This window comes from Streptomyces sp. NPDC086835 (assembly GCF_044745705.1).
GTDB lineage: Bacteria > Actinomycetota > Actinomycetes > Streptomycetales > Streptomycetaceae > Streptomyces.
The window spans coordinates 253619-273230 of record NZ_JBIVAU010000006.1 but is presented as its reverse complement, the minus strand read 5'-3'; the positions used below and the strand labels follow the sequence as shown (position 1 = coordinate 273230).

General features: G+C 72.5%; 16 protein-coding genes and 1 pseudogene. 7 read left to right on the top strand and 10 right to left on the bottom strand.

Going from position 1 to position 19612, the window contains the following annotated elements:
* The 4 genes and pseudogenes from ACIPJI_RS21305 to ACIPJI_RS21290 all read left to right on the top strand — a co-directional run.
* The gene (locus ACIPJI_RS21305; RefSeq protein WP_402247997.1) at positions 1–633 is read left to right on the top strand and encodes a hypothetical protein; all 633 of its coding nucleotides are present in this window, start codon (positions 1–3) and stop codon (positions 631–633) included.
* A 67-nt stretch (positions 634–700) separates the two neighbouring features.
* Positions 701–1228 carry a hypothetical protein gene (locus ACIPJI_RS21300; RefSeq protein WP_402247995.1) on the top strand — a complete coding sequence of 176 codons (528 nt, stop codon included), beginning with the start codon at positions 701–703 and terminating at the stop codon, positions 1226–1228.
* Between the two features lie 20 nt (positions 1229–1248).
* Complete coding sequence (locus ACIPJI_RS21295) at positions 1249–2019, top strand: hypothetical protein (RefSeq protein WP_402247993.1); 771 nt, start codon at positions 1249–1251, stop codon at positions 2017–2019.
* Positions 2016–3242 (top strand): annotated as a pseudogene (locus tag ACIPJI_RS21290) (lytic transglycosylase domain-containing protein); the annotation flags it as partial. The gene ACIPJI_RS21295 and the pseudogene ACIPJI_RS21290, both read left to right, overlap by 4 nt.
* Here the strand turns inward: ACIPJI_RS21290 and ACIPJI_RS21285 are convergent.
* Entirely contained in the window at positions 3237–4307 is a 1071-nt protein-coding gene (locus ACIPJI_RS21285; RefSeq protein WP_402247991.1) for an ATP-dependent DNA ligase, read from the bottom strand. The pseudogene ACIPJI_RS21290 and the gene ACIPJI_RS21285 overlap by 6 nt on opposite strands.
* Before the next feature lie 54 nt (positions 4308–4361).
* Here ACIPJI_RS21285 and ligD point away from each other — a divergent pair, with 54 nt between their 5' ends.
* Positions 4362–5375, top strand: coding sequence for a non-homologous end-joining DNA ligase (gene ligD / locus ACIPJI_RS21280; RefSeq protein ID WP_356625402.1), 1014 nt, complete (start codon positions 4362–4364; stop codon positions 5373–5375).
* Positions 5376–5462: 87 nt separating this feature from the next.
* Here ligD and ACIPJI_RS21275 read toward each other — a convergent pair whose 3' ends face one another.
* The 8 genes from ACIPJI_RS21275 to ACIPJI_RS21240 all read right to left on the bottom strand — a co-directional run bounded on the left by ACIPJI_RS21275 (position 5463) and on the right by ACIPJI_RS21240 (position 16440).
* On the bottom strand, positions 5463–6374 hold the full coding sequence (locus tag ACIPJI_RS21275) for an NAD-dependent epimerase/dehydratase family protein (RefSeq protein ID WP_402247989.1): 912 nt from the start codon (positions 6372–6374) through the stop codon (positions 5463–5465).
* Positions 6371–7495 (bottom strand): cytochrome P450, encoded by a 1125-nt coding sequence (locus tag ACIPJI_RS21270; protein ID WP_402247987.1) that lies wholly within the window; start codon positions 7493–7495, stop codon positions 6371–6373. The genes ACIPJI_RS21275 and ACIPJI_RS21270 overlap by 4 nt, the downstream gene beginning before the upstream one ends.
* On the bottom strand, positions 7492–8967 hold the full coding sequence (locus tag ACIPJI_RS21265) for a class I adenylate-forming enzyme family protein (RefSeq protein WP_402247985.1): 1476 nt from the start codon (positions 8965–8967) through the stop codon (positions 7492–7494). The genes ACIPJI_RS21270 and ACIPJI_RS21265 overlap by 4 nt, the downstream gene beginning before the upstream one ends.
* A gap of 55 nt (positions 8968–9022) precedes the next feature.
* A complete protein-coding gene (locus ACIPJI_RS21260; protein ID WP_307709539.1) occupies positions 9023–9778 on the bottom strand; it encodes a glycosyltransferase family A protein in 756 nt (251 codons plus the stop codon).
* Complete coding sequence (locus tag ACIPJI_RS21255) at positions 9775–10797, bottom strand: ketoacyl-ACP synthase III (protein ID WP_356625410.1); 1023 nt, start codon at positions 10795–10797, stop codon at positions 9775–9777. The genes ACIPJI_RS21260 and ACIPJI_RS21255 overlap by 4 nt, the downstream gene beginning before the upstream one ends.
* 125 nt (positions 10798–10922) lie before the next feature.
* The gene (locus tag ACIPJI_RS21250) at positions 10923–11612 is read right to left on the bottom strand and encodes a hypothetical protein (RefSeq protein ID WP_356625411.1); all 690 of its coding nucleotides are present in this window, start codon (positions 11610–11612) and stop codon (positions 10923–10925) included.
* Positions 11613–11809: 197 nt separating this feature from the next.
* On the bottom strand, positions 11810–13975 hold the full coding sequence (locus tag ACIPJI_RS21245) for an OmpL47-type beta-barrel domain-containing protein (RefSeq protein ID WP_356625417.1): 2166 nt from the start codon (positions 13973–13975) through the stop codon (positions 11810–11812).
* A gap of 53 nt (positions 13976–14028) precedes the next feature.
* On the bottom strand, positions 14029–16440 hold the full coding sequence (locus tag ACIPJI_RS21240) for a ThuA domain-containing protein (RefSeq protein WP_402247983.1): 2412 nt from the start codon (positions 16438–16440) through the stop codon (positions 14029–14031).
* Between the two features lie 276 nt (positions 16441–16716).
* Between ACIPJI_RS21240 and ACIPJI_RS21235 the strand changes: the two genes are divergently transcribed.
* Positions 16717–17718, top strand: a complete 1002-nt coding sequence (locus tag ACIPJI_RS21235; RefSeq protein ID WP_402247981.1) for a multicopper oxidase domain-containing protein — start codon at positions 16717–16719, stop codon at positions 17716–17718.
* Between the two features lie 53 nt (positions 17719–17771).
* On the opposite strand, the gene ACIPJI_RS21230 is transcribed toward ACIPJI_RS21235, so the two are convergent.
* Positions 17772–18641 carry a hypothetical protein gene (locus tag ACIPJI_RS21230; protein WP_307709544.1) on the bottom strand — a complete coding sequence of 290 codons (870 nt, stop codon included), beginning with the start codon at positions 18639–18641 and terminating at the stop codon, positions 17772–17774.
* A gap of 454 nt (positions 18642–19095) precedes the next feature.
* On the opposite strand from ACIPJI_RS21230, the gene ACIPJI_RS21225 reads away from it, so the two are divergent.
* On the top strand, positions 19096–19521 hold the full coding sequence (locus tag ACIPJI_RS21225) for an STAS domain-containing protein (RefSeq protein WP_307709545.1): 426 nt from the start codon (positions 19096–19098) through the stop codon (positions 19519–19521).
* Positions 19522–19612 lie beyond the last annotated feature (91 nt).

The window sequence follows — 19612 nt, the reverse complement described above, 5'->3', positions numbered from 1 at the left end:
ATGCGCGGCGACGAGGCGGGAGCGGTCATGAGCACCGGCGAGGACGTCACCACGGCGGCGCCCGGGCCGAGCCACCGGCCCGCGCGGGACAGCGAACCGCCGGCCGCGTCCGCCGGGGCAGGCCCGGCCGGACACCGCCGATGGCGGGCCCCCGCGGTCGCCGCCCTGGTGCTCGCGCTGCTGATCGGCGGAACCCTGTTCCTGCTGAAGGCGGGGCAGCTGACCGGAGACCCCGCAGCGGACAACCGGGCGCTCACCGACACCGCAGCCACCGCGCGCGTCACCGGCGACGTCAGCAACGCGCTGACGTCGGTCTTCTCCTACACCCCCGGCGACACCGGAGCCACCCGCGAGGCGGCGCGCCATCTGCTCGCCGGCAAGGCGGCCCGCCAGTACGCGGAGCTGTTCGGCCAGGTCGAGAAGCGCGCCGCCGAACAGAAGCTGACGCTCACCACCCATGTCGTACGCGCCGGGGTGACCCGGCTGAACGGCAGCAGCGCACAGCTCCTGGTCTTCCTCGACCAGGTCTCCCAGCGGCAGGGCGGAGCACCGTCGACCGCCCCCGCCCAGCTGTCCGTCACGGCCGAACTCGGCGACGGGCACTGGCGGATCGTCGACATCACGTCCCGGTGACACCCAGGAGCGGCACGACAGCGGTGGACCCGACATCGGTGCACCGACAGGGAAGGAAGAGGGGCACATGGCACGGACGACGAGAAACCCGGTGGTCGCGGCGGCTCTCGCGCTGACCGTCGTGGCGGCCGCGTTCGCCGGCTGGGGAGGCTGGTCCTGGTACGGGGCCGCGCACGACGACTCCCTGGCCTTCGCGCACAAACGCGACGAGGCCCTGGCCGCCGGCCGTCAGGCCGTACAGAACATGAACACCCTCGACCACCGGGACCTCAAGGGCGGCCTCGACACCTGGGAGGACTCCGCCACCGGCGAGCTGTACCGGCAACTCGTCGACGGACGCGGCGAGTTCGAGCGGCAGATCCAGGAGGCGAGGACGGTCACCAGCGCCAAGGTGCTCTCCGCGGCGGTGACGGAACTCGACGACAGGGCCGGCCGGGCGAGCGTGATGGTCGCCCTGCGGATCACGGTGGCCGCTCCCGAGGGCGAACCGGCCCGCAAGGAGAGCCGGATGCTCGGCGAGCTGACCCGCACACCGCAGGGATGGAAGCTCAGCGCCCTCGGTCAGGCACCCGTCGGCAACACCGCGGCCGAGTAACCACCGAGAGGACTCCCGACATGTCGACGACCCGGCACCTCATCAACAGACAGCGCCGACTTGCCGGCGCCGCCTCGCGCGCCGCCGGCTCCACGGCCGCGCCGCCCTCCGGCGGCGCGCCGCCGGAGGACCAGGGCCGGGAGCGGGCCCCCGCCCGCGACGCCGGCAGGGCGGGCGGCAAGCGGACCCCGGGCCGGGCATCCGCCGCCGTGAAAGGGGCGCCCGGGCGGGCGGAACCCGACGGCGAAGCCCTCTCGCGCGGGGCGCGGGCCCGACGCAACAGGCTGTTGGCCGTCCTCGCCGTGCTGACCGTCCTTCTCGGCGGCTTCGCCGCCTTCGCCGCCGGCCACGCCGCCGACCTGCGTGACCGGCCGGCCGCGCGCAACACGGCCCTCACCGACACCGCCCGCACCAGCGAGGTCAAGGGGCAGGTCACCACGGCCGTCGAAGCCGTCTTCTCCTACAACTTCGCCGACGCGGGAGCGCTCGACCAGGCCGCGAAGACGCACCTGACCGGCCGGGCGGTCCCGCAGCACGCCGAGATGCTCGCGGCCGTCGTCAAGGAAGGCCCGAAGCAGAAGCTGGTGCTGACCACCACCGTCACCGGGAGCGGCGTGGAACAGATCGACAATGACCGGGCCCGTGTCCTCGTCTACGCCGACCAGAGCAACACGCGCACCGCGACCAAGGAAGAGACCACGTACGCCGCCGCCATGCTCGCCGTGGACGCCGTCCACAAGGACGGCACGTGGCGCATCGCCGGCATCGACACCTTCGGATCCGGCTCATGAGGCCCCCCAGGAGGCGGCTGCGCCGGGGACTGGCCGGAACCGCGGCGGCCGTCGCCGCCATGACGGCGCTCACCGCCTCGCAGGCGCCCGGACTCGTACCGCCCCGTCCCGCCGCCGATGCCGACAACGCGGCGGACGCGGGTACTTGGCCCGTCACACCCAACGACGACTCGTACCACGTCGAGCTGCCCCCGCTGCCCGTACCGGTTCCGACCGCGCCGGTACCCGGCTCCGGACCGGCCGTGCGGGTGGACCCGGTCCGCGCCGAGTCGGGCATCCCGGCCACCGTCCTCGCCGCCTACCGCGGCGCGGAGGCACGGATGGGGCGCAGTGACCCGGGCTGCCGGCTGCCGTGGCAACTGCTCGCCGCCATCGGCAAGGTGGAGTCCGGGCAGGCCTCCGGCGGCCGTGTCGACGCCGCCGGTACCACGCTCTCGCCGATCCTGGGCCCGGTCCTCGACGGCAACGGCTTCGCGCACATCGCCGACACCGACGACGGCGCCTGGGACGGCGACACCCGGTACGACCGTGCGGTGGGGCCCATGCAGTTCATACCGTCCACCTGGGCGAACTGGGGGCAGGACGCGAACGGCGACGGCCGCAGGGACCCCAACAACATCCACGACGCCGCGCTCGCCGCCGGCCGCTATCTCTGCGCGGGCGAGCGGAGCCTCTCGCTCAAGGCCCACCTGGACCGGGCGATACTCAGCTACAACCACTCGCAGGAATACCTGCGCACGGTGCTCGCCTGGCTCGATTTCTACCGCAAGGGTGTCCACCCGGTGGCCGACGGCCGGGGCGTGCTTCCCACCAGCCCGGGCGCCGGCGGCGACACACCGGCCGAGCGGCCCGTCGGCGACGGCGGCGACGGTGGGGGAGGGGGCGGCGGCGAGATCATCATCGGGCCGCCGGGCGGCCCGCCCGCGCCGGTGCCCACGCCGACACGCGACCCGGTTCCCCGGCCGCGGCCGAGCGTGCCGGGTCCGGATCCGTCGCCGGATCCTTCGCCCGACCCGTCTCCCGATCCCTCACCGGACCCGTCCCCCGATCCGTCACCGGATCCCTCGCCGGACCCGTCCCCCGATCCTGGGCCCTCCGAGCCGGACTGCCCCACGCCGTCCCCGTCGCCGTCCGAGCCGCCGGGCGAGTCACCCACTCCGCCTGTCACGCCGCCACCCGGTCCCAGCGACGGCCCGGCTCCGGGCGCCGACCCCTGCTCACCCGCCTGGCGGCGGCAGCACCTGGGCCAGGTCGTAGCTCACCGGCTCCTCCAGCTGCGCGTACGTGCAACTGGAGGGGTCCCGGTCCGGGCGCCACCGCCGGAACTGCGCGGTGTGCCGGAAACGGTCGCCCTCCATGTGGTCGTAGGCCACCTCCACCACCCGCTCGGGCCGCAACGCCACCCAGGACAGGTCCTTCTTGCCCGACCAGCGGCTCGGCGCGCCGGGCAGCCGGGCGCTCGCATGGGCGCTCTCCTCCGCCCAGGCGGCCCAGGGATGATCGTCCACCGGGTCCATGAGCAGCGGCTCCAGTTCCGCCACTAGCTCCTCGCGCCGCTTCATCGAGAACGCCGCGCAGACGCCGACGTGCTGGAGCGCCCCCGAGTCGTCGAACAGCCCGAGCAGCAACGAACCGACGACCGGGCCGCTCTTGTGGAAGCGGTAGCCGGCGACGACGACATCGGCGGTGCGCTCGTGCTTGACCTTGTACATCAGCCGGGTGTCCGGCCGGTACGGCAGGTCCGGCGGCTTGGCGACGACGCCGTCGAGCCCCGCCCCCTCGTACTGGTCGAACCACTGCTGCGCGACCTCGGTGTCGGTGGTCGTCGGCGTGAGATGCACCGGCGGCCGGGTGTCCGCGAGGGCCTCCTCGAGCCGCTCCCGGCGCGCCCTGAACGGGGCGTCCATGAGCGACTCGTCGCCCAGCGCGAGCACGTCGAAGGCGACGAAGCTGGCCGGTGTCCGCTCGGCGAGCATCCGCACCCGGGAGTCCGCCGGGTGGATACGCTCCGTGAGCCGGTCGAAGTCCAGGCGCCCTTCGTGCGCGATGACGATCTCCCCGTCGATGACGCAGCGCGCGGGCAGATTGTCCGACAGCGAGGCCACCAGCTCCGGGAAATACCTGGTGAGAGGCTTGCCGGTGCGGGATCCGATGACCAGCTCGTCGCCGTCCCGGTGCACGATCGCCCGGAAGCCGTCCCATTTCGCCTCGTAGTGCATTCCCGGCGGAATCTTCTTCACGGCCTTGGCGAGCATCGGCTTCACGGGCGGCATCACGGGCAGATCCATGGGGCGATTCTGCCCGATATGCGGCACAACCGTGCTCGGCCTACCGTGGCCCACATGGGTGCAGCGGTGGAACTGGAAGCAGGCGGGCGGACCGTACGGCTGTCCAACCCGGACAAGATCTACTTCCCCGCGCGGGGGTTCACCAAGCTGGACGTGGCCCAGTACTACCTGTCCGTCGGGCCCGGCATCCTGCGCGCCCTGCGCGACCGGCCCACCACCCTCGAACGCTACCCGGAGGGCGTGGAGGGCGAGTCCTTCTTCCAGAAGCGCGCCCCCAAGTACCTCCCCGACTGGATCCCGACCGCCCACATCTCCTTCCCCAGCGGACGCACCGCGGACGAGATCTGCCCCACCGAGGTCGCCGCCGTGATCTGGGCCGCCAACCTCGGCACGCTGCCCTTCCACCCCTGGCCCGTGCGCAGGGACGCCGTCGACCACCCCGACGAGCTGCGCATCGACCTCGACCCGCAGCCGGGCACCGACTTCAAGGACGCCGTCAAGGCCGCCCTCGAACTGCGCCCCCTGCTGGAGGAGCACGGCCTGCGCGGCTGGCCCAAGACGTCCGGAGGCCGCGGCGTCCACGTCTTCGTGCCGATCGAACCCCGCTGGGAGTTCACCGGGGTGCGCCGCGCCGCCATCGCCGTGGCCAGAGAACTCGAGCGGCGGATGCCGGGGCGGGTCACCACGGCCTGGTGGAAGGAGGAGCGCGGCGAGCGGATCTTCGTCGACTACAACCAGACCGCCCGCGACCGCACGATCGCCTCCGCGTACTCCGTACGCCCGAACCCGAAGGCGCTCGTGTCCGCCCCGCTGCGCTGGGACGAACTCGAGGACGTGTCGCCCTTGGACTTCGACCTGGCCACGATGCCGGGGCGGTTCGCGGAACTGGGAGACGTGCACGCCGACATGGACGACCACGCGTTCTCGCTGGACAGCCTGCTGGAGCTGTCGCGCAAGGACGAGCGCGAGCACGGACTGAGCGACCTGCCGTACCCGCCGGACTATCCGAAGATGCCGGGGGAGCCGAAGCGGGTACAGCCGAGCCGGGCGAAGAAGCCGGCGGGCTGAGCGGTTGCGTGTCGCCCCTGGCGGGGCGGGCCGGTGTGTGTCGCCCCCGCGGGGCGGGCCGCCGGCGTTGTGGGTGGTGCGGGGGCGTCAGGCGGTAGGGCTCGCGAGGTAGTCGGGCAGGGAGCGGTGGGGGGTCCAGCCCTGGGTCCGGGCGCGGGACACGTCCAGGACGACCGTGTGGGCGAGCTGGTCCACCGCGTAGCGGCTGAGTGCCGGCTCCGTGCCGGCGCGGCGTGCGACCGCCTCCGCGGTCCGGGCCGCCACCTCGGCGAGGCCCAGAGGCAGATGCCGGAGACGGGCCGTCACCCCATGGGCGCGCAGGACCTGGTGCAGGGCGGCGTCCCGCGCGTAGGGCCGGGGGTCGGCGATGTTGTACGCGCCGGGAGGCCAGGTGTGCGCCGCGAGACACGCGTCGGCCAGGTTCTCGACCGCCGTGAGGCTCAGCCGTACGTCCGGCCCGGGGAGCAGGAGCGTGCCCGCCCTGACCCGGGACAGCAGACGCGGCAGGAGCTGGGTGTCACCCGGGCCGTACACGGCGCGTGGACGCAGCACCACGGCGCCCGCTCGGAGGGCGAGTTCCTCGCCGGCGGCCTTGGTGCGCCCGTACGCGTTGAGGTGCCCGGTCCGTGGATGGTCCTCGCGGACCAGGCCACGGTCGAGGCGCGGGTCGTAGACGCTGGCGCTGCTCACCCACACCACGGGACGGTCCCCGGCCGCCGCCAGCAGCCGTGCGGTGCCGTCCACGTTGACCGCGTGCATCCGTGCCTCCGCGCCGGAACCGGGCAGCGGGTCGCCCACCGCGGCCGCGCAGTGCACGACCCGGTCGACGCCGGACAGGTCCGGCGGGCCCGATGCGGCGTCCCAGAACCGGAATTCGCCCACCGGTCCCGGGCGGCGGCCGAGGCACACCACGTCGGCGCCCCGCGTCGCGGCGGCTCGTGCGACGTGGCCGCCGCAGAAGCCGGAGGCGCCGGTCACCGCGATACGAGGGCGGCTCATCGAGCCACCTCCACGGAGGAGCGGACGACCAGTTTCCGCCAGCTGGGCAGAGCGGCGCCGCGGTCCACGACGGCACTGACGACGACGGGGCGATGTGCCGACAACGCCGCCAGCACGTCGGCCAGTTGGAGGCGGGCGAGTCTGGCTCCCGGGCAGGTGTGCGGGCCGGCGCCGAAGACGAGATGGGCCAGGTCCGGGGCGGCGGGCCGCTCGGCGTCGGGGCCGCTGCCGTGGGCGTCCACCGCGTGACGGGCGACCAGCAGCAGACGGTCGCCCGAGCGCACGGGGCAGCCCGCCACCACCCCGTCCGCCGCGGCGACCCGCGGCAGCAGTGGGGACGGGGCCGTGACCCTCAGCAGTTCGTCCACCAAGGGCAGACGCAGTCGTTCGTCGGCGGCCTGGTCCCACAGTCCGGCGTCCGCGCACCAGGCCACCGCCCGGGGCAGCGCGGCGACGGTCGTGTTGACGGCCGCGACCGCCACCATCGCGGCCAGTGCGTCGTCCCCCTCGCCGAGCAACTGCCTCAGTCGCTGGGTGGCACGGGCCGACGCGGCGTGCGCTCCTGGCCGGCGGGGGCCGGGGAGTTCACCGCGGACGGAGGCGGCGGCCAGATCGGCAGCGGCGGCGGCCACCGCGGCCGGGGACGCGTCGGAACCGAGCAGCGCGCAGACGACCGTGCCCGACAGTTCGCCGGCGAGGGCGACGAGGTCCACCTCGCCACCCTCGGCCAGTGGTTCGAGCCGTCCGGCGAGCAACGGCCGCCACACGCCGCGCAGCTCCTCGACGCCGGCCGCGCCGAGCCCCTGAGCCAGGGCCCGTCGCCCGGCCCGGTGGCCCGCGCCCTCCTGGTCGAACAGCACTCCGGCGTCGTGGTGGCCCGCCGCGCGCAGCGCCGATCGCGCCGCGCCTCCCGTCGTCCCGGCGGCCGTACGGTCGAGGGGCAGGCCGGTCAGCACCTGGCGGTAGGCGTCAGCGTCGTGCACGAGCACCGTGCGGCCGATCCGGCGGACGGCGCGGCCGCGGGTGGCGGCGAGCAGGGCGAAGAGGAACGGGTGGGAGCGCAGATAGACCCGGCGGTCGCGGCGCCTCGCCCGCGCGAGTCCCGAGCGGGCAGCGGTCATCGGGCAGCCGCCTTCGCGTCGAGACGTTCCGCCGCGAGCAGTGCCGTCGCCGCCCGGTCCGGCTTGCGGGACCGGCCGGACAGCGGGACGTCCGCGAACACCACCGCGTCCGGGCGGGCGGAGCCCATCCTGTGCAGCGGCCCGGCGAGAGCGGAACGCAACTGTGCCTCCCCATGACCGGATCGGGGCTGGACGACGGCCACCAGTCGTTCGTCGCCGTCGCCCGCCGGGACGCCGACGAGTACCGCGAGCTCGACACCCGGCACCTGGAGGGCGGGCTCGTACAGGCCCGGGTAGATGTTCTCCGCACGCCGCAGCACCATGTCCTTGCAGCGGCCCTCCAGCACGATGCGGCCCGTGGCGTCGAGGTGCGCCCGGTCACCGGTGCGCACCCAGGGGTCGGGAGCCTCCCCGAGGTAGCGGTGCCTGGCCGCGGGACCGGTCAGCAGCAGCTCGCCGCCCTCCGTCCGCACCTCGACGCCCGGCAGCGGGGCCCCGACGAGATCCCCCGCCCCCTCGAAGGCCGCCTTGTCGCGCGACTCGACGGCCGCGGCGGGGAACAGTTCGGTGAGCGCGTACACCCCCCAGGCCTCCGCGGCGCCCGCGTCCCGTACCCGGCCCAGCAGTTCGGCACTCGCCGGCGCCGACCCCGTCCACACCCGTCCCGTGAACCGCGCCCCCGCGCGGAGGGCGTCCCGCAGCTGGGGCGGTGTCAGGTAGGTGTCCTGGGGGGACAGCCTTCGCAGCTGGCGCGCCAGGACCTTGGGCGAACGCGCGGGAAGCGCCACCGGCGCTCCCTGGGCGAGCGAGGGTACGAGGACGAAGAAGGTCCCCCCGACGACCGGTTCGCCCGGCCGGGCGCCGATCAGCGCGGAGACCGTCCCCATCCCTGCGGCGAGCCCGGAGCGGGTGTGCACCACGGCCCTCGGCCGTGAGGTCGTGCCGGAGGTGAAGACGATGACGGCGTCACCGTCGGCGTGCTCCCGCACGGGGACCCGGACATCGGCCCCGCCGAGCGCGGGTGCACAGCCGGGGAGCCTGCGGCCGACCGTCGCCACCGTGCCGAACTCGTGGAGGGCGGGCAGGGCGAGCCGTGCCCGCGCCGCCAGTGGCCGGGCCCACCCGGCGACCGCCTGCGCAGCGGCGTCGGCCAGCACGAGCGAGGGCCGGGCCGACGCGAGACGGGCGCGCAGCACATCGGGACCCGCGCCGGGATCGAGCACCGCGCCCCGCAGCCCGAGCCGCCACAGGGCGAGCAGGACGGCGAGCGCACGGGGGCCGGGGCGCACCGCGACACCGACGGTGTCGCCCGGGCGCAGCCCGCGCGCGTACAGCGAGGAGGCGTACGCGTCGGCCAGGCCCGCGAGTTCGCCTCGGGTGGCACGGACCCGGGGACGCCCGGTGCGCGTGGCGCCGAGCACGGCGGGCTTCTCCGGCGAGGAGCGCAGGGCGTGGTCGAGGAGGTCGAGCATCAGTGGCCATCCAGCGGTAGGTGACGGTACGTCGGGAGTCGCGGCGGGCGCCGCGTCAGCGGGGGTCGTCCCCGCGTCCGCCGCTGCCCTGGTCCAGATACCAGCGGGCCGTGCCCCGGATGCCGTACGCCCGGAGCCTGCGGGTGGAGTTCTCCACGACCATGGCCCGGCAGTGCACGATCCGGTCCGTCTGCCGCCGCACCCGGTTCAGGAACAGCCGGTCCGTCGGCGACGGCCGGCGGGGCATGCCGCCGCAGGCCAGATACAGGTCGGCGGTGACGGCCATGTTGTTCCCGGCGTGCATGCGGTACGGGGCGAGGTAGCCGTTCCTGCGGGCGTGCGCGGGCCGGAGCCTGCCGAACAGGGCGGCCAGCCGGACCAGGGCCGAGAATCCGGCGCGCCCGAGCGGGCCGTGCTCGTCGCGGCGGGCGACGATACGCCCGCACACCAGCGTCGGTCCCGGCCGGTCCGTCATCGCGGCGCGGGCGGCGGCCGTCCAGCCGGGCCGGGGAAGGCAGTCGGCGTCGGTGCGGGCGAGCAGGGTCGCACCCCGTTCGATGGCGTGGCGGAAACCGGAGTCCACGGCGCACCCCACACCCTTCTCCGGCTCGTCGATGACCTCCACGGGGAACGGCGCGTCCACTGCGAAGCGCCTGGCGATGGCGCCGGTACGGTCCGAAGAGGCGTTGTCGACCACGAGGAGCGTGAAGTCGCGGTCCCGCTGCGCCGCGAGCGCCCGCAGCGTGCCGGTGATCCGCTCCTCCTCCTGGTGCGCGGGCACGATCACCCAGAGGTCGCTGCCGCCGCTCATGACTTCTCCCAGATCATCGTCATGATGCTGATGCCGCCGCCGAGTCCGACGAACAGCACCCGGTCGCCGGCCGCCAGCTCCCCGTACACCCGCTCCAGTTGCACGCCGATGCTCGCGCTGGCGATGTTGCCCAGCTCGGGGACGGTGATCACGAGCTTGTCCGCGGGGGCGCCGGTCAGTTCGGCGAACCGCTCGAGGTACGGCACGGTCACCTGGTGCACCAGGACCCTGGCGAAGCCGTCCCAGTCGAGGCCTGCGCGGTGCAGTGTCCTTTCCACGACCGAGGCGCCCACCTTCTCGAAGACGCCGCGCAGTTCGTGGCCGTCGCCGCGGAAGTAGGTGTGCTCGTCGCCGCGCGGGTGCCGGGAACCACCGCCGGGGATGCCGCCGACCTCCCAGTGCTCGGAGTGCGTCTCGGTGTCCACGTCGAGGATGCCGCCGTGCTCCACCGCTTCCAGGACCACGGCCGCGCCGGCGTCGCCGAAGGTGTAGCCGGCGAAGCCGTCCCGGAATTCGGCGAAGTCGGCCGGTGAACGGCGTATCGCGCGGGTCGGGGTCTCGCCCGTGACGACCAGGGCGCGCCGCGCCCGGCCGGCCAGGATCGTGCTGCGGGCGACGTCGATGCCGTTGACGAAGCTGTTGCAGGCGTTGGTGACATCGAGGGCGTGGGCCTTCGAGCCGAGTTCGGCCTGCACGATGTGCGCCGTCGCGGGCTCCACCATGTCGCGTGAAGCGGAGGCGAACAGCAGGAGGTCGATGTCGTGCGGACCGAGCGACGCGTTCGCCAGCGCCCTGCGCGCGGCGCGCAGGGCGAGCGTCGAGGCGTACTCGTCGCCGGCCGCGACGTGCCGGCTCTCGATGCCGGTGGCCTGGGCGAGCAGCGTGCCGGGCAGGGACTTGGCGATGTGCCGGGTCGCCTCGCGCTGCAGGCTGTGCGATGTCAGCACCGCGTCGGGAAGAGCGCTGCCGACGCCGGTGATACCGACCCGCGGACGCGGATCGCTCGTTTGTTTGAGCATGCGGCGATGATTTCAGGCCGTGATCGGCGTGGCCTGAGTACCCCTGCTCAATTACGGGGAGCCCCGGCTGAGTAGTCGACACGCGACCTGGCGCTTCGGCCGGCCAGGCTCGACCCCGGGTGACCTCACACCTTGCGGGCGTCCCACGGGGTGCCGAGCCAGCCGTCGAAGGAACGGATCAGCGCCACCAGAGCGGCCCCCAGCCGCCAGTCCAGCCCTGGTGCGTACAGTCGCAGTTTGTCCCCGAACGCCTTGAACTCCAGCAGAAGGCGGCCGCTCGCACGCCACATGACGCGCCGAGGGCCGCGCGGCAGGTCGCCGCTGCCTTCGAACAGGGCGGCCACGAGGAGCACCGGCAGCAGAGGGGACAGGAGCCACCACACGAGCCACCAGAAGATCCGGCCCTTGTAGCCGACCGCTTCCGGCAGACCGGGCTGCCGCACCGTCCAGCGGGTCCGCACGCCCCAGCCTCGAAACGCCTTCTTGTGGACGAGCGTGCCGATGACCTCACCGTGCGCGCCGAGCACCTGGAACGTGGTGACTCCGCTGCGCGCGGACTCGGTCACCACGGTCGCCACCCGGCTCCCGCGGCGCTCGTCGGCCCACAGGACGAAGGAGCGGGTACCGCCGGCGCGCGCCGCGAGGTAGGCGGGTATGCCGCCCGGCGGAAGCTCGCGCTCCACATAGGCCACCGGCCGGGGCGGTCCAGAGCCGTCGGTGAACTCGACCACGTCACGGACACACGCGGGGAGGCCGCCGCCTTCCCTGTCCCTGAGCCTCACCGGCGGGGTCCTCATGGTCACAACCGCTGTCACCCTGCATGCTCCTTCGAAGTCCGTCCCGTCGGCGCGGAGACCGCGCCCGTTTCCTGCCGGGCCCGGCTTTGAACCCGCACCGGATCACCCGGGCGCTCCGACACACTAGCGGCGCGGGCGCAACGGCCGACTGCCCCACCGCCTTGGACGGTGGGGCAGTCGGTTCGGGGAAGCCGCGGCGGCTCACCCGGCGGGGATCAGAACTCCTTGATCCTGATGTTGCGGTAGGAGATCACGTCCGTGGTGCCGTGGACCTGGAGGCCGACGTAGCCGGTGGCGTAGCGGCGGCCGTCCGTGCCCGGGTCGTCCGACCGGGGCGGCTGGAAGACCTGACCGCCGGTGTTGTCGAACTCGTTGATCAGCTTGCCGTTGCGGTAGACCGAGTAGTGCTGGCCCTCCACCCGGATCTCGTAGTCGTTCCAGGTGCCCTTCGGCGTCACACCCGCGCCGCCGAGGCCGACGCGGTCGAAGCCGTAGATCGAGCCGGTCTTGTACATGTCGCCGTCGGGACGGTCCAGGATCTGCACCTCATGGCCGTACTTGATGGCGACCCACTCCGGGCGGGACTCCTCCGGGTTGTCGTGGACGTACGGGAAGCGTACGAAGACACCGCCGTTGGCGTTGCCGGCGCCGGGGGCGTCGTCCCGCCACTGGAGCTTCAGGGAGAAGTCGCCGTACTGCCGCTGCGGGAACCACAGCATGCCCATGCCCGGCACCGTGGTGCTGCTGGTCATGGCCCCGTCCTCGCTGAGCGAGAACTTGCCGCCGCCGACGTGCTGCCACTTGGCGAAGGTCTCCTCGGTGCCGTCGAAGATGTCGCGGTAGCCGCTTGTCTGCCCCGGCTTGCCGATGCCTGACTCCTTGGCCGCCCGGTAGATCGTCCGGTGTTCACGGCTGTCGATGACGCCTTCGTCGAGGAGCCGGTCGAGCACCTCGTCCACGTGCTTGAGGAACAGCGCGTGCGACGACCAGTCCTTCTCGTCCTCGATCAGCTCGTTGACGGTGCAGCGGCTGCCCGTCATGCGGTTCGGGACGCCGGTGTCGACCGTGCCCACGATGACCGTCGACCGCTCGTCGTACTCGGGGCACACGGGCGCGGGGACACCGCCGCCCTCCGCGACGGAGAACGCCAGGCTCTTGGCCTGCGAGGTGTTGCCGGCCTTGTCGGTGGCCCGGTAGAGGACCGTGTGGTAGCCGACCCGGTCGACGACGACCGGAGCCGTGTAGGCGAGGTAGGGGCCGCCGTCGAGGGAGTACTCGACCTTGTCGACGCCCGAGCCGCCGGAGTCGACCGCGACGACCGTCACGGTGGCCCGGCCGATGTAGGCGCCGTCGGAGTTCTGCTCGCCGGAGATCCCCGCCGTGGTCTGCGGCGGCTCCTTGTCCTCGACGGGCGGTGCGACGACCGTGAAGTCCACGGACTTCTCGGCCGCGGCGTTGCCCGCCTTGTCGGTGGCCCGGTATCTGACGGTGTGCGAGCCCGTCTCGTGGACCATCACCGGGGCGGTGTACGGCTGCCAGGCGCCGGTACCGACCGCGTACTCGACGGTGTTGACGCCGGAGCCCGTGTCGGAGGCGGTCACGGTGACCGTGGCCATCCCCACGTACCGTCCCTGGTCGTCCTGCTCGCCGCTCACCGTGGCCGAGGTCTCCGGCGCGGTGGTGTCGTCCGTGGGCGGCGGGGCGACGGTGAAGTCGACGGACTTCTCCGTCTCGACGTTGCCCGCCTTGTCGTACGCCCGGTAGCGGAGGGTGTGGGCCCCGACCTCGTCGACGACGACGGGCGCCGTGTACGGCTGCCACGGACCGTCGGTGCCGAGCGCGTACTCGATCTTGTCGACGCCGGCGCCCTCGTCGGTCGCCGCGAGAGTGACCGAGGCCTGGCCGATGTAGGCGCCGTCGGCGTTCCGGTCACCCTCCACCTTCGCCGTGGTCACGGGCGCGGTGGTGTCCTCGCCGCTGCCCGCGGTGACGGTCAGGATGCCCTGCATGGAGCCGTGGCCGGGGATGGTGCAGTGGTAGAAGTACCGGCCCTCGGTCAGGTTGACCTGGGCGGTGTGCTTGCCTCCCATGTCGTCGTTCGGGTTGGCCAGGAGGTTCAGCTGGACGTCGTTGTTGAACTCGACGTCGGAGACCGAGAACGTCAGGGTGTGCGGCATCCCGGTGGTGTTCCCGGTGGCCGTGCTGTTCTCGAACACGATCGTCGCGGGGCCGGCCACCGCGGTGGTCGGGAACGACAGGTAGCGGTCGATGGGGTCGCCCGCGGTCCAGGTCAGGACCTGTTCCGCGGCGGCCTGCGGGGCGTTCGTCCGGCCGTCGTCGCTCTTGCCGTACGCGGCGGCGGACATCAGCCCGACCACCATCGCCACGGCGGCCAGCAAAGCCGTCCACACGCTCGCGGTTCTGTGTCTCACGGTCACTGCGTCACCTTCCTCGCCAGCTGGTCCGCGGCCGGGGTCGCCCCGCCGCCCTTGTACGTCACGCGCCACAGCGCGGAGTTGGAGTCGGAGGTGAAGAAGCCGCGCCCGTAGTCCAGGACGTACAGCGACCCGTCGGGCGCGAACTTCCAGTCCATGAGGTTGCGGATACCGCCGGTGCCGGTCGGGATGATCTTCTTCAGCGACTCGGCGTGCACCGGGAGCCCGCCCTTGCCGACCGTCCTCGGATCGGTCAGCACCGCGTGCCGAGGCTGGTCGCCGTCGTAGAAGTCGCCGACGAACCACTTGCCGTCCCAATACGCGGGCCACTTGACCGCCGAGTCGCTCGCGGCGTCGAAGCGGTAGACGGGGCCGTTCATGGTGGCCTGGCCGCCGCCCTTGAGCCACGGCAGCAGCAGCTTCTGCTCCTCCTGCTTGTAGCTGGGCACGCCGTTCGCGTCACGCGGGTAGTCCACGCCGCCGCCCTGCGGCGAGTACCAGATGGTGTTGGGTGTGACGGGCGGCAGGTTCACCAGGCCGTCGTTGTTCGGCGACTCGTTCTTCGGCGCGTCGCAGTCGTACCAGCCGAGCGGCTGGGCCGGGTCGGGCAGATTGCGGTCGCGGTAGGGCTGGTTGTTGCCCATGCAGTACGGCCAGCCGTGGTTGCCGGCCTGCGTGATGGCGGCGAAGGTGTCGTACTTGGCCGGACCCCAGGTCGTCGAGGGGGCGCCTGCGTCCGGACCGACCCATCCCGCGTAGAGGATGTCGGTGCTCTTGTCGACGAAGATGCGTGCCGGGTTGCGCACGCCCATCACGTAGATCTCGCCGCGGGTCTTGCCGCCGCCCTCGGCCGTCTCCTCGCCCGTGAACAGGTTGCCCTCGGGGAGGGTGTACGTGCCGTCGTCCTCCGGGTGGATCCGCAGGATCTTGCCGTTGAGGTTGTTGGTGTTGCCCGCGGTGCGGCGCGCGTCGGCGAAGGACACGCCCTTGAAGTTCGGCTGGGGGTTGTTGCCCGAGTAGCCGCCGCTGAAGCCGGACGAGTTGTTGTCGCCGGTGGCGATGTAGAGGTTGCCCTTGGAGTCCCAGGCCATGCCGCCGCCCGAGTGGCAGCAGCTGTGGATCTGCACCGGCCAGTCGAGCAGCACCTTCTCGCTCGCCAGGTCCAGCCGGTTGGTGGCCAGGTCGAGCGTGAAGCGGGAGACCCGGCGCTCGGCCATGTGCGTCTCACGGTCGATCTCCGAGTGGGGTGTGTAGTGCAGATACACCCAGCCGTTGGTCATGAAGTCCGGGTCCAGCTCGATACCGAGCAGCCCCTCCTCGTTCTTGACCAGTTCGTCGCCGCCGCCCTTGTTGCCGAAGACCGTCAGCGCACCGGCCTTGGAGACCTTCTTGGTCTTCGGGTCGTAGACGTGGACCTCGCCCTGGCCCTTGCCGATGTCGGGGTTGTTCCAGTCGGTGACGACCGGGCGGGAGGAGTCGGCGCCGCCGCGACCGATGTACAGCACCCGGCCGTCGGGGGCGACGACCAGCCCGTGCGGCTCGCCGATCTGGTCGTTCTGGCCGGGCTGGTTGGCCTGGGTGACCCGCTCGGCCGTGTAGTTGGCGTCGATCGTCGCCTTGCAGTCGGCCTGGGAGAGCCGGGTCGTCCAGGCGAGCGCGCCGCGCAGGTGGTCGCGGAAGTCGGTCTCCGCGAAGCTGTCGGCCGTGCCGCCCATGCCGGTGTAGAAGGAGCGGCCGCCGTCGTAGTCACGGCACCAGGAGATCGGATGGTCCCAGCCGTTGCCCTTCGCGGCCGGCGTGTAGGAGTTCTCCTTCACCCGGGCCACCGTGTGCACCTTGCCCGACGGGTTCTCCGCCCAGTTGAACCACTTGTCGGGCCGCTTCCACTGCAGGGGCAGCGACTTGGTGGCCGGATGCGCACGGTCGCCCACCTCGACGACGGCGCGCTGGGTGCTGCTGGGCGCGCCCGTCGGCCGGGCACCGATCAGACCGGTGAACCAGTCGGAGTACGGCTCGGTGCGCGCGGCTTCGTGGATGCCGACGAACCCGCCGCCCGCCTCCAGATAGGCCTCGAGGCCCGCCTCCTGCTCGGGATCGAGCACATCGCCGCCGCCGGTCAGGAACACGACCGCGTTGAACCGGCCGAGCTGCCTGGCGTTGGTGAACACCGCCGGATCGTCGGTGGCTTCGGTCCTGAACCGGCTCGCGGCGGGTCCGGTCAGTCCGATCGTCTCGATCGCGGCGATACCGGCCTCGACGGCCGGTGACTCCGCCGTGGCGGAGCCGTGGAAGACGAGCACCTTCACGTTCGCGCCGCCGGGCGGCGACGGCAGGGACAACGTTGTCGCCGGTGGCCTAGGATACGGCTCGGCGCTGGCGGGGCTGCCGCCGCCGAGCAGCGACGCGGTCATGGCGCCGACACCAAGTGCCGCCGCCAGGAGGCGCTTTCGGGATCTCGTTCTTCCGGACCTGTGATGTGGTGCGCGCTGCATGGGTCACCCACCCCTCTGTGGTCACAACAACAGCCGTTGAAGCTAGACCTCTTTTTGCGGTTCGCCAATAGGTATGACTGCAATATGACGAACTTTGTCCTGACCGTGGATAAACGAGGATCCCCCGGCTACCGTGTGGCCGTCCCCGGGGTCACTTCGCCCCGTCAATCTCTGCCGACGACTGGAGAGTTCGACATGGACAGACGGAGCTTCAACCGGCGTCTGCTCGCGGGCGGCGCGGCAGCGGCGGCCACAGGCGTGACATCGTTGTCGATCACTTCCGCCTCCACCGCGGCGCCGGCCCCCGCGAAGGGCGCGCCCCGCACCGCCCCGGCCGGCGGCCAGGTACGACACCTCAAGATGTACGCCGAGAAACGGGCCGACGGATCGATGGGCTACGGCCTCGAGAAGGGCAAGGCGACCGTCCCCGGGCCGCTGATCGAACTCGTCGAAGGCGACACGCTGCACATCGAGTTCGAGAACTTGATGGACGTGCCCGTCAGCCTGCACCCGCACGGCGTCGACTACGACATCTCCAACGACGGCACCAAGATGAGCCGCAGTCATGTCGAACCCGGCGCCACCCGCACCTACACCTGGCGCACCCACGCACCCGGCCGCCGCGCCGACGGCACCTGGCGGCCCGGCAGTGCGGGCTACTGGCACTACCACGACCACGTCGTGGGCACCGATCACGGCACCGGCGGCATCCGCAAGGGCCTCTACGGACCGATGGTCGTGCGCAGGAAGGACGACATCCTTCCCGACAAGCAGTTCACCATCGTCTTCAACGACATGACCATCAACAACCGGCCCGCGGCCGACCCGCCCAACTTCCTCGCCACGGTGGGGGACCGCGTCGAGATCATCATGATCACGCACGGCGAGTACTACCACACGTTCCATATGCACGGTCACCGCTGGGCGGACAACCGGACGGGCCTGCTGTCCGGCCCCGAGGACGTCAGCCGGGTGATCGACAACAAGATCACCGGCCCGGCCGACTCCTTCGGCTTCCAGGTGATCGCCGGCGAACACGTGGGCCCGGGCGCGTGGATGTACCACTGCCACGTCCAGAGCCACTCGGACATGGGCATGGCCGGGCTGTTCCTCGTCGCCAAGGAGGACGGCACGATCCCGGGGTACGAGCCGCACCATCCGGCGGGCGGCGCGGGCGACGGGGGACACGCGCACTGACCGGATCCCGCATGCGACCCGTCCCTCCGCCGGACCACGTCCGCCGCCGCCTCTCAGGCGGCAGCGGCGAGGTCCCACGTCTCCCAAGCGGTGTACGGCTCGGCCTGCACGTACAGGCGTGGACCGCGGGCGAGGACGCGGCGGCTCCCGACGGGCGATCCGTCGGGCCGGACGAGCGTGCTGTGCAGATACGGCGCGGCAGTGCGCTCTGTCAGCGTGCACAGGACGAGCCGGTCCTTCTCCTGGCCGTAGCCGCCGAAGAAGGCGACACCACCGCTGTGGACGGCGGTCGCCCTCGCCCCGGCGACCGGTGAGTCCCACACGCGTACCGAGCCGTCGCCGCGGACACGGACCAGGGGGAAGTCGGTGTAGTAGTAGGCCCATGCCTCGCCCTGACACGTGTTGAGGGCGTAGCAGTCCGCCATGCACCCGTCGGCGGTGGACCGCGGCAGTTCCCACAGGGCCTCGCCCGTCGACGACCAGCGGCGCAACCCGGCGTGGCTGAGCGGGTCGTCGCCGAACACACCCTCGTCGAAGTATCCCAGCCACAGGTCGCCGGTCTCGTCGGCCAGCAGATGCTCGATCCCGTCGCCCACGGCGAACGACCAGGACGGCCTGCCAAGGGGGTCGAAGACCTGGACGTGGTCGCCGCCGCCGCGGCGGCGGGCGTCGGCCACGACGAAACCGCCGTCGGGCAGGGCGTCCAGCATCGGGTACCGCGCGGTCACGGCGCTGAGGCGGGTCTCCTCGATCCGGCCGGCGTCCACGGTGACGACCGTGGCGTCGTACGGGTTGTCACCGGGGGCGCGGTCGGTGAGCAGCCAGTGGGCGCGGCCGAAGGCGTCCACGGTGCTGTGCAGGACGTGCCGCTGGGCGTGGGCGTGCGGCAGCCGGGCGTAAGGGGTCAAGGATGTCGTGTGCATGCGGCGGTGCTCCTGGGCGGTGGTGGACGGACCTGGCGGACGGATCGGCCGGTCCGGCGGCGCGCGCGCCCAGGGCAGCGGCAGGCGGCTACGCGGCATGCGCCTTTCTGGTCGTCATGGACACGGATCCTGCCGGACAGCGCGGCGCCGCCGCAACGCGATTGCGCCGGGCTCAGCCGGATGCGGCAGCCCCGTGGCGGCGCCGGCGGCGCGCGGACGCTGCTGATGGTGCCGCTCGCGTGGACTGCCTGCGGTGGTGCTGAGGCACCGGAGCGGCAGGTGTGGACGGAGATCACGTCCGCGCGGACGTTTCCCGGGCGATCACAAGGGCAAGCGGCCGTCGGGGACACCCCGTCCCGGACCGGCACCCGGATGGAAACGCACCGAACACCACAACGCGAGGCCGGTCCGCCACCGGGCCGCTGCCGGAACCGACTCGCAGAAAGTGACTGACATGACTGCGCAACAGGAGACCCTGGACGTCGAGGTGGAGATCGTCGACCCCGGCACCGCGATCCTGATCGTCGGCGGCGAACTGGACGTGGACACCGCCACCCTTCTGCACCACCACCTGGCCAACCAGTTCCTGCACGGCCGCCGGCACCTGCTGCTCGACCTGTCGGCCCTGACGTTCATGGACTCGTCCGGGCTGAACGTCCTCATCAAGGGGGCCAGGGAGGCCCGGCAGTTGGCGGGCGACCTGCATCTGGTGGCGCCGACCCCCGCCGTGGGCCGGCTGCTGGAGATAACCGGACTGAATCTGACCACACCCCTGCACTCGGACGTGGACGAGGCGCTCGCCCACGTGCGGGGGTCCACGCAGCTCGTCCCCGTCGCGGGGGACGAGGACGACACGCCGAGTGACCGGTTGCCGACCTGACCGGCAACAGGAGCGGTGCCCGGCCCCTCGTGGCCGGGCACTACCGCCTGATCCCGCCCCCTCCGCGGACCGCGGGTCCGTTGCCGGGGGC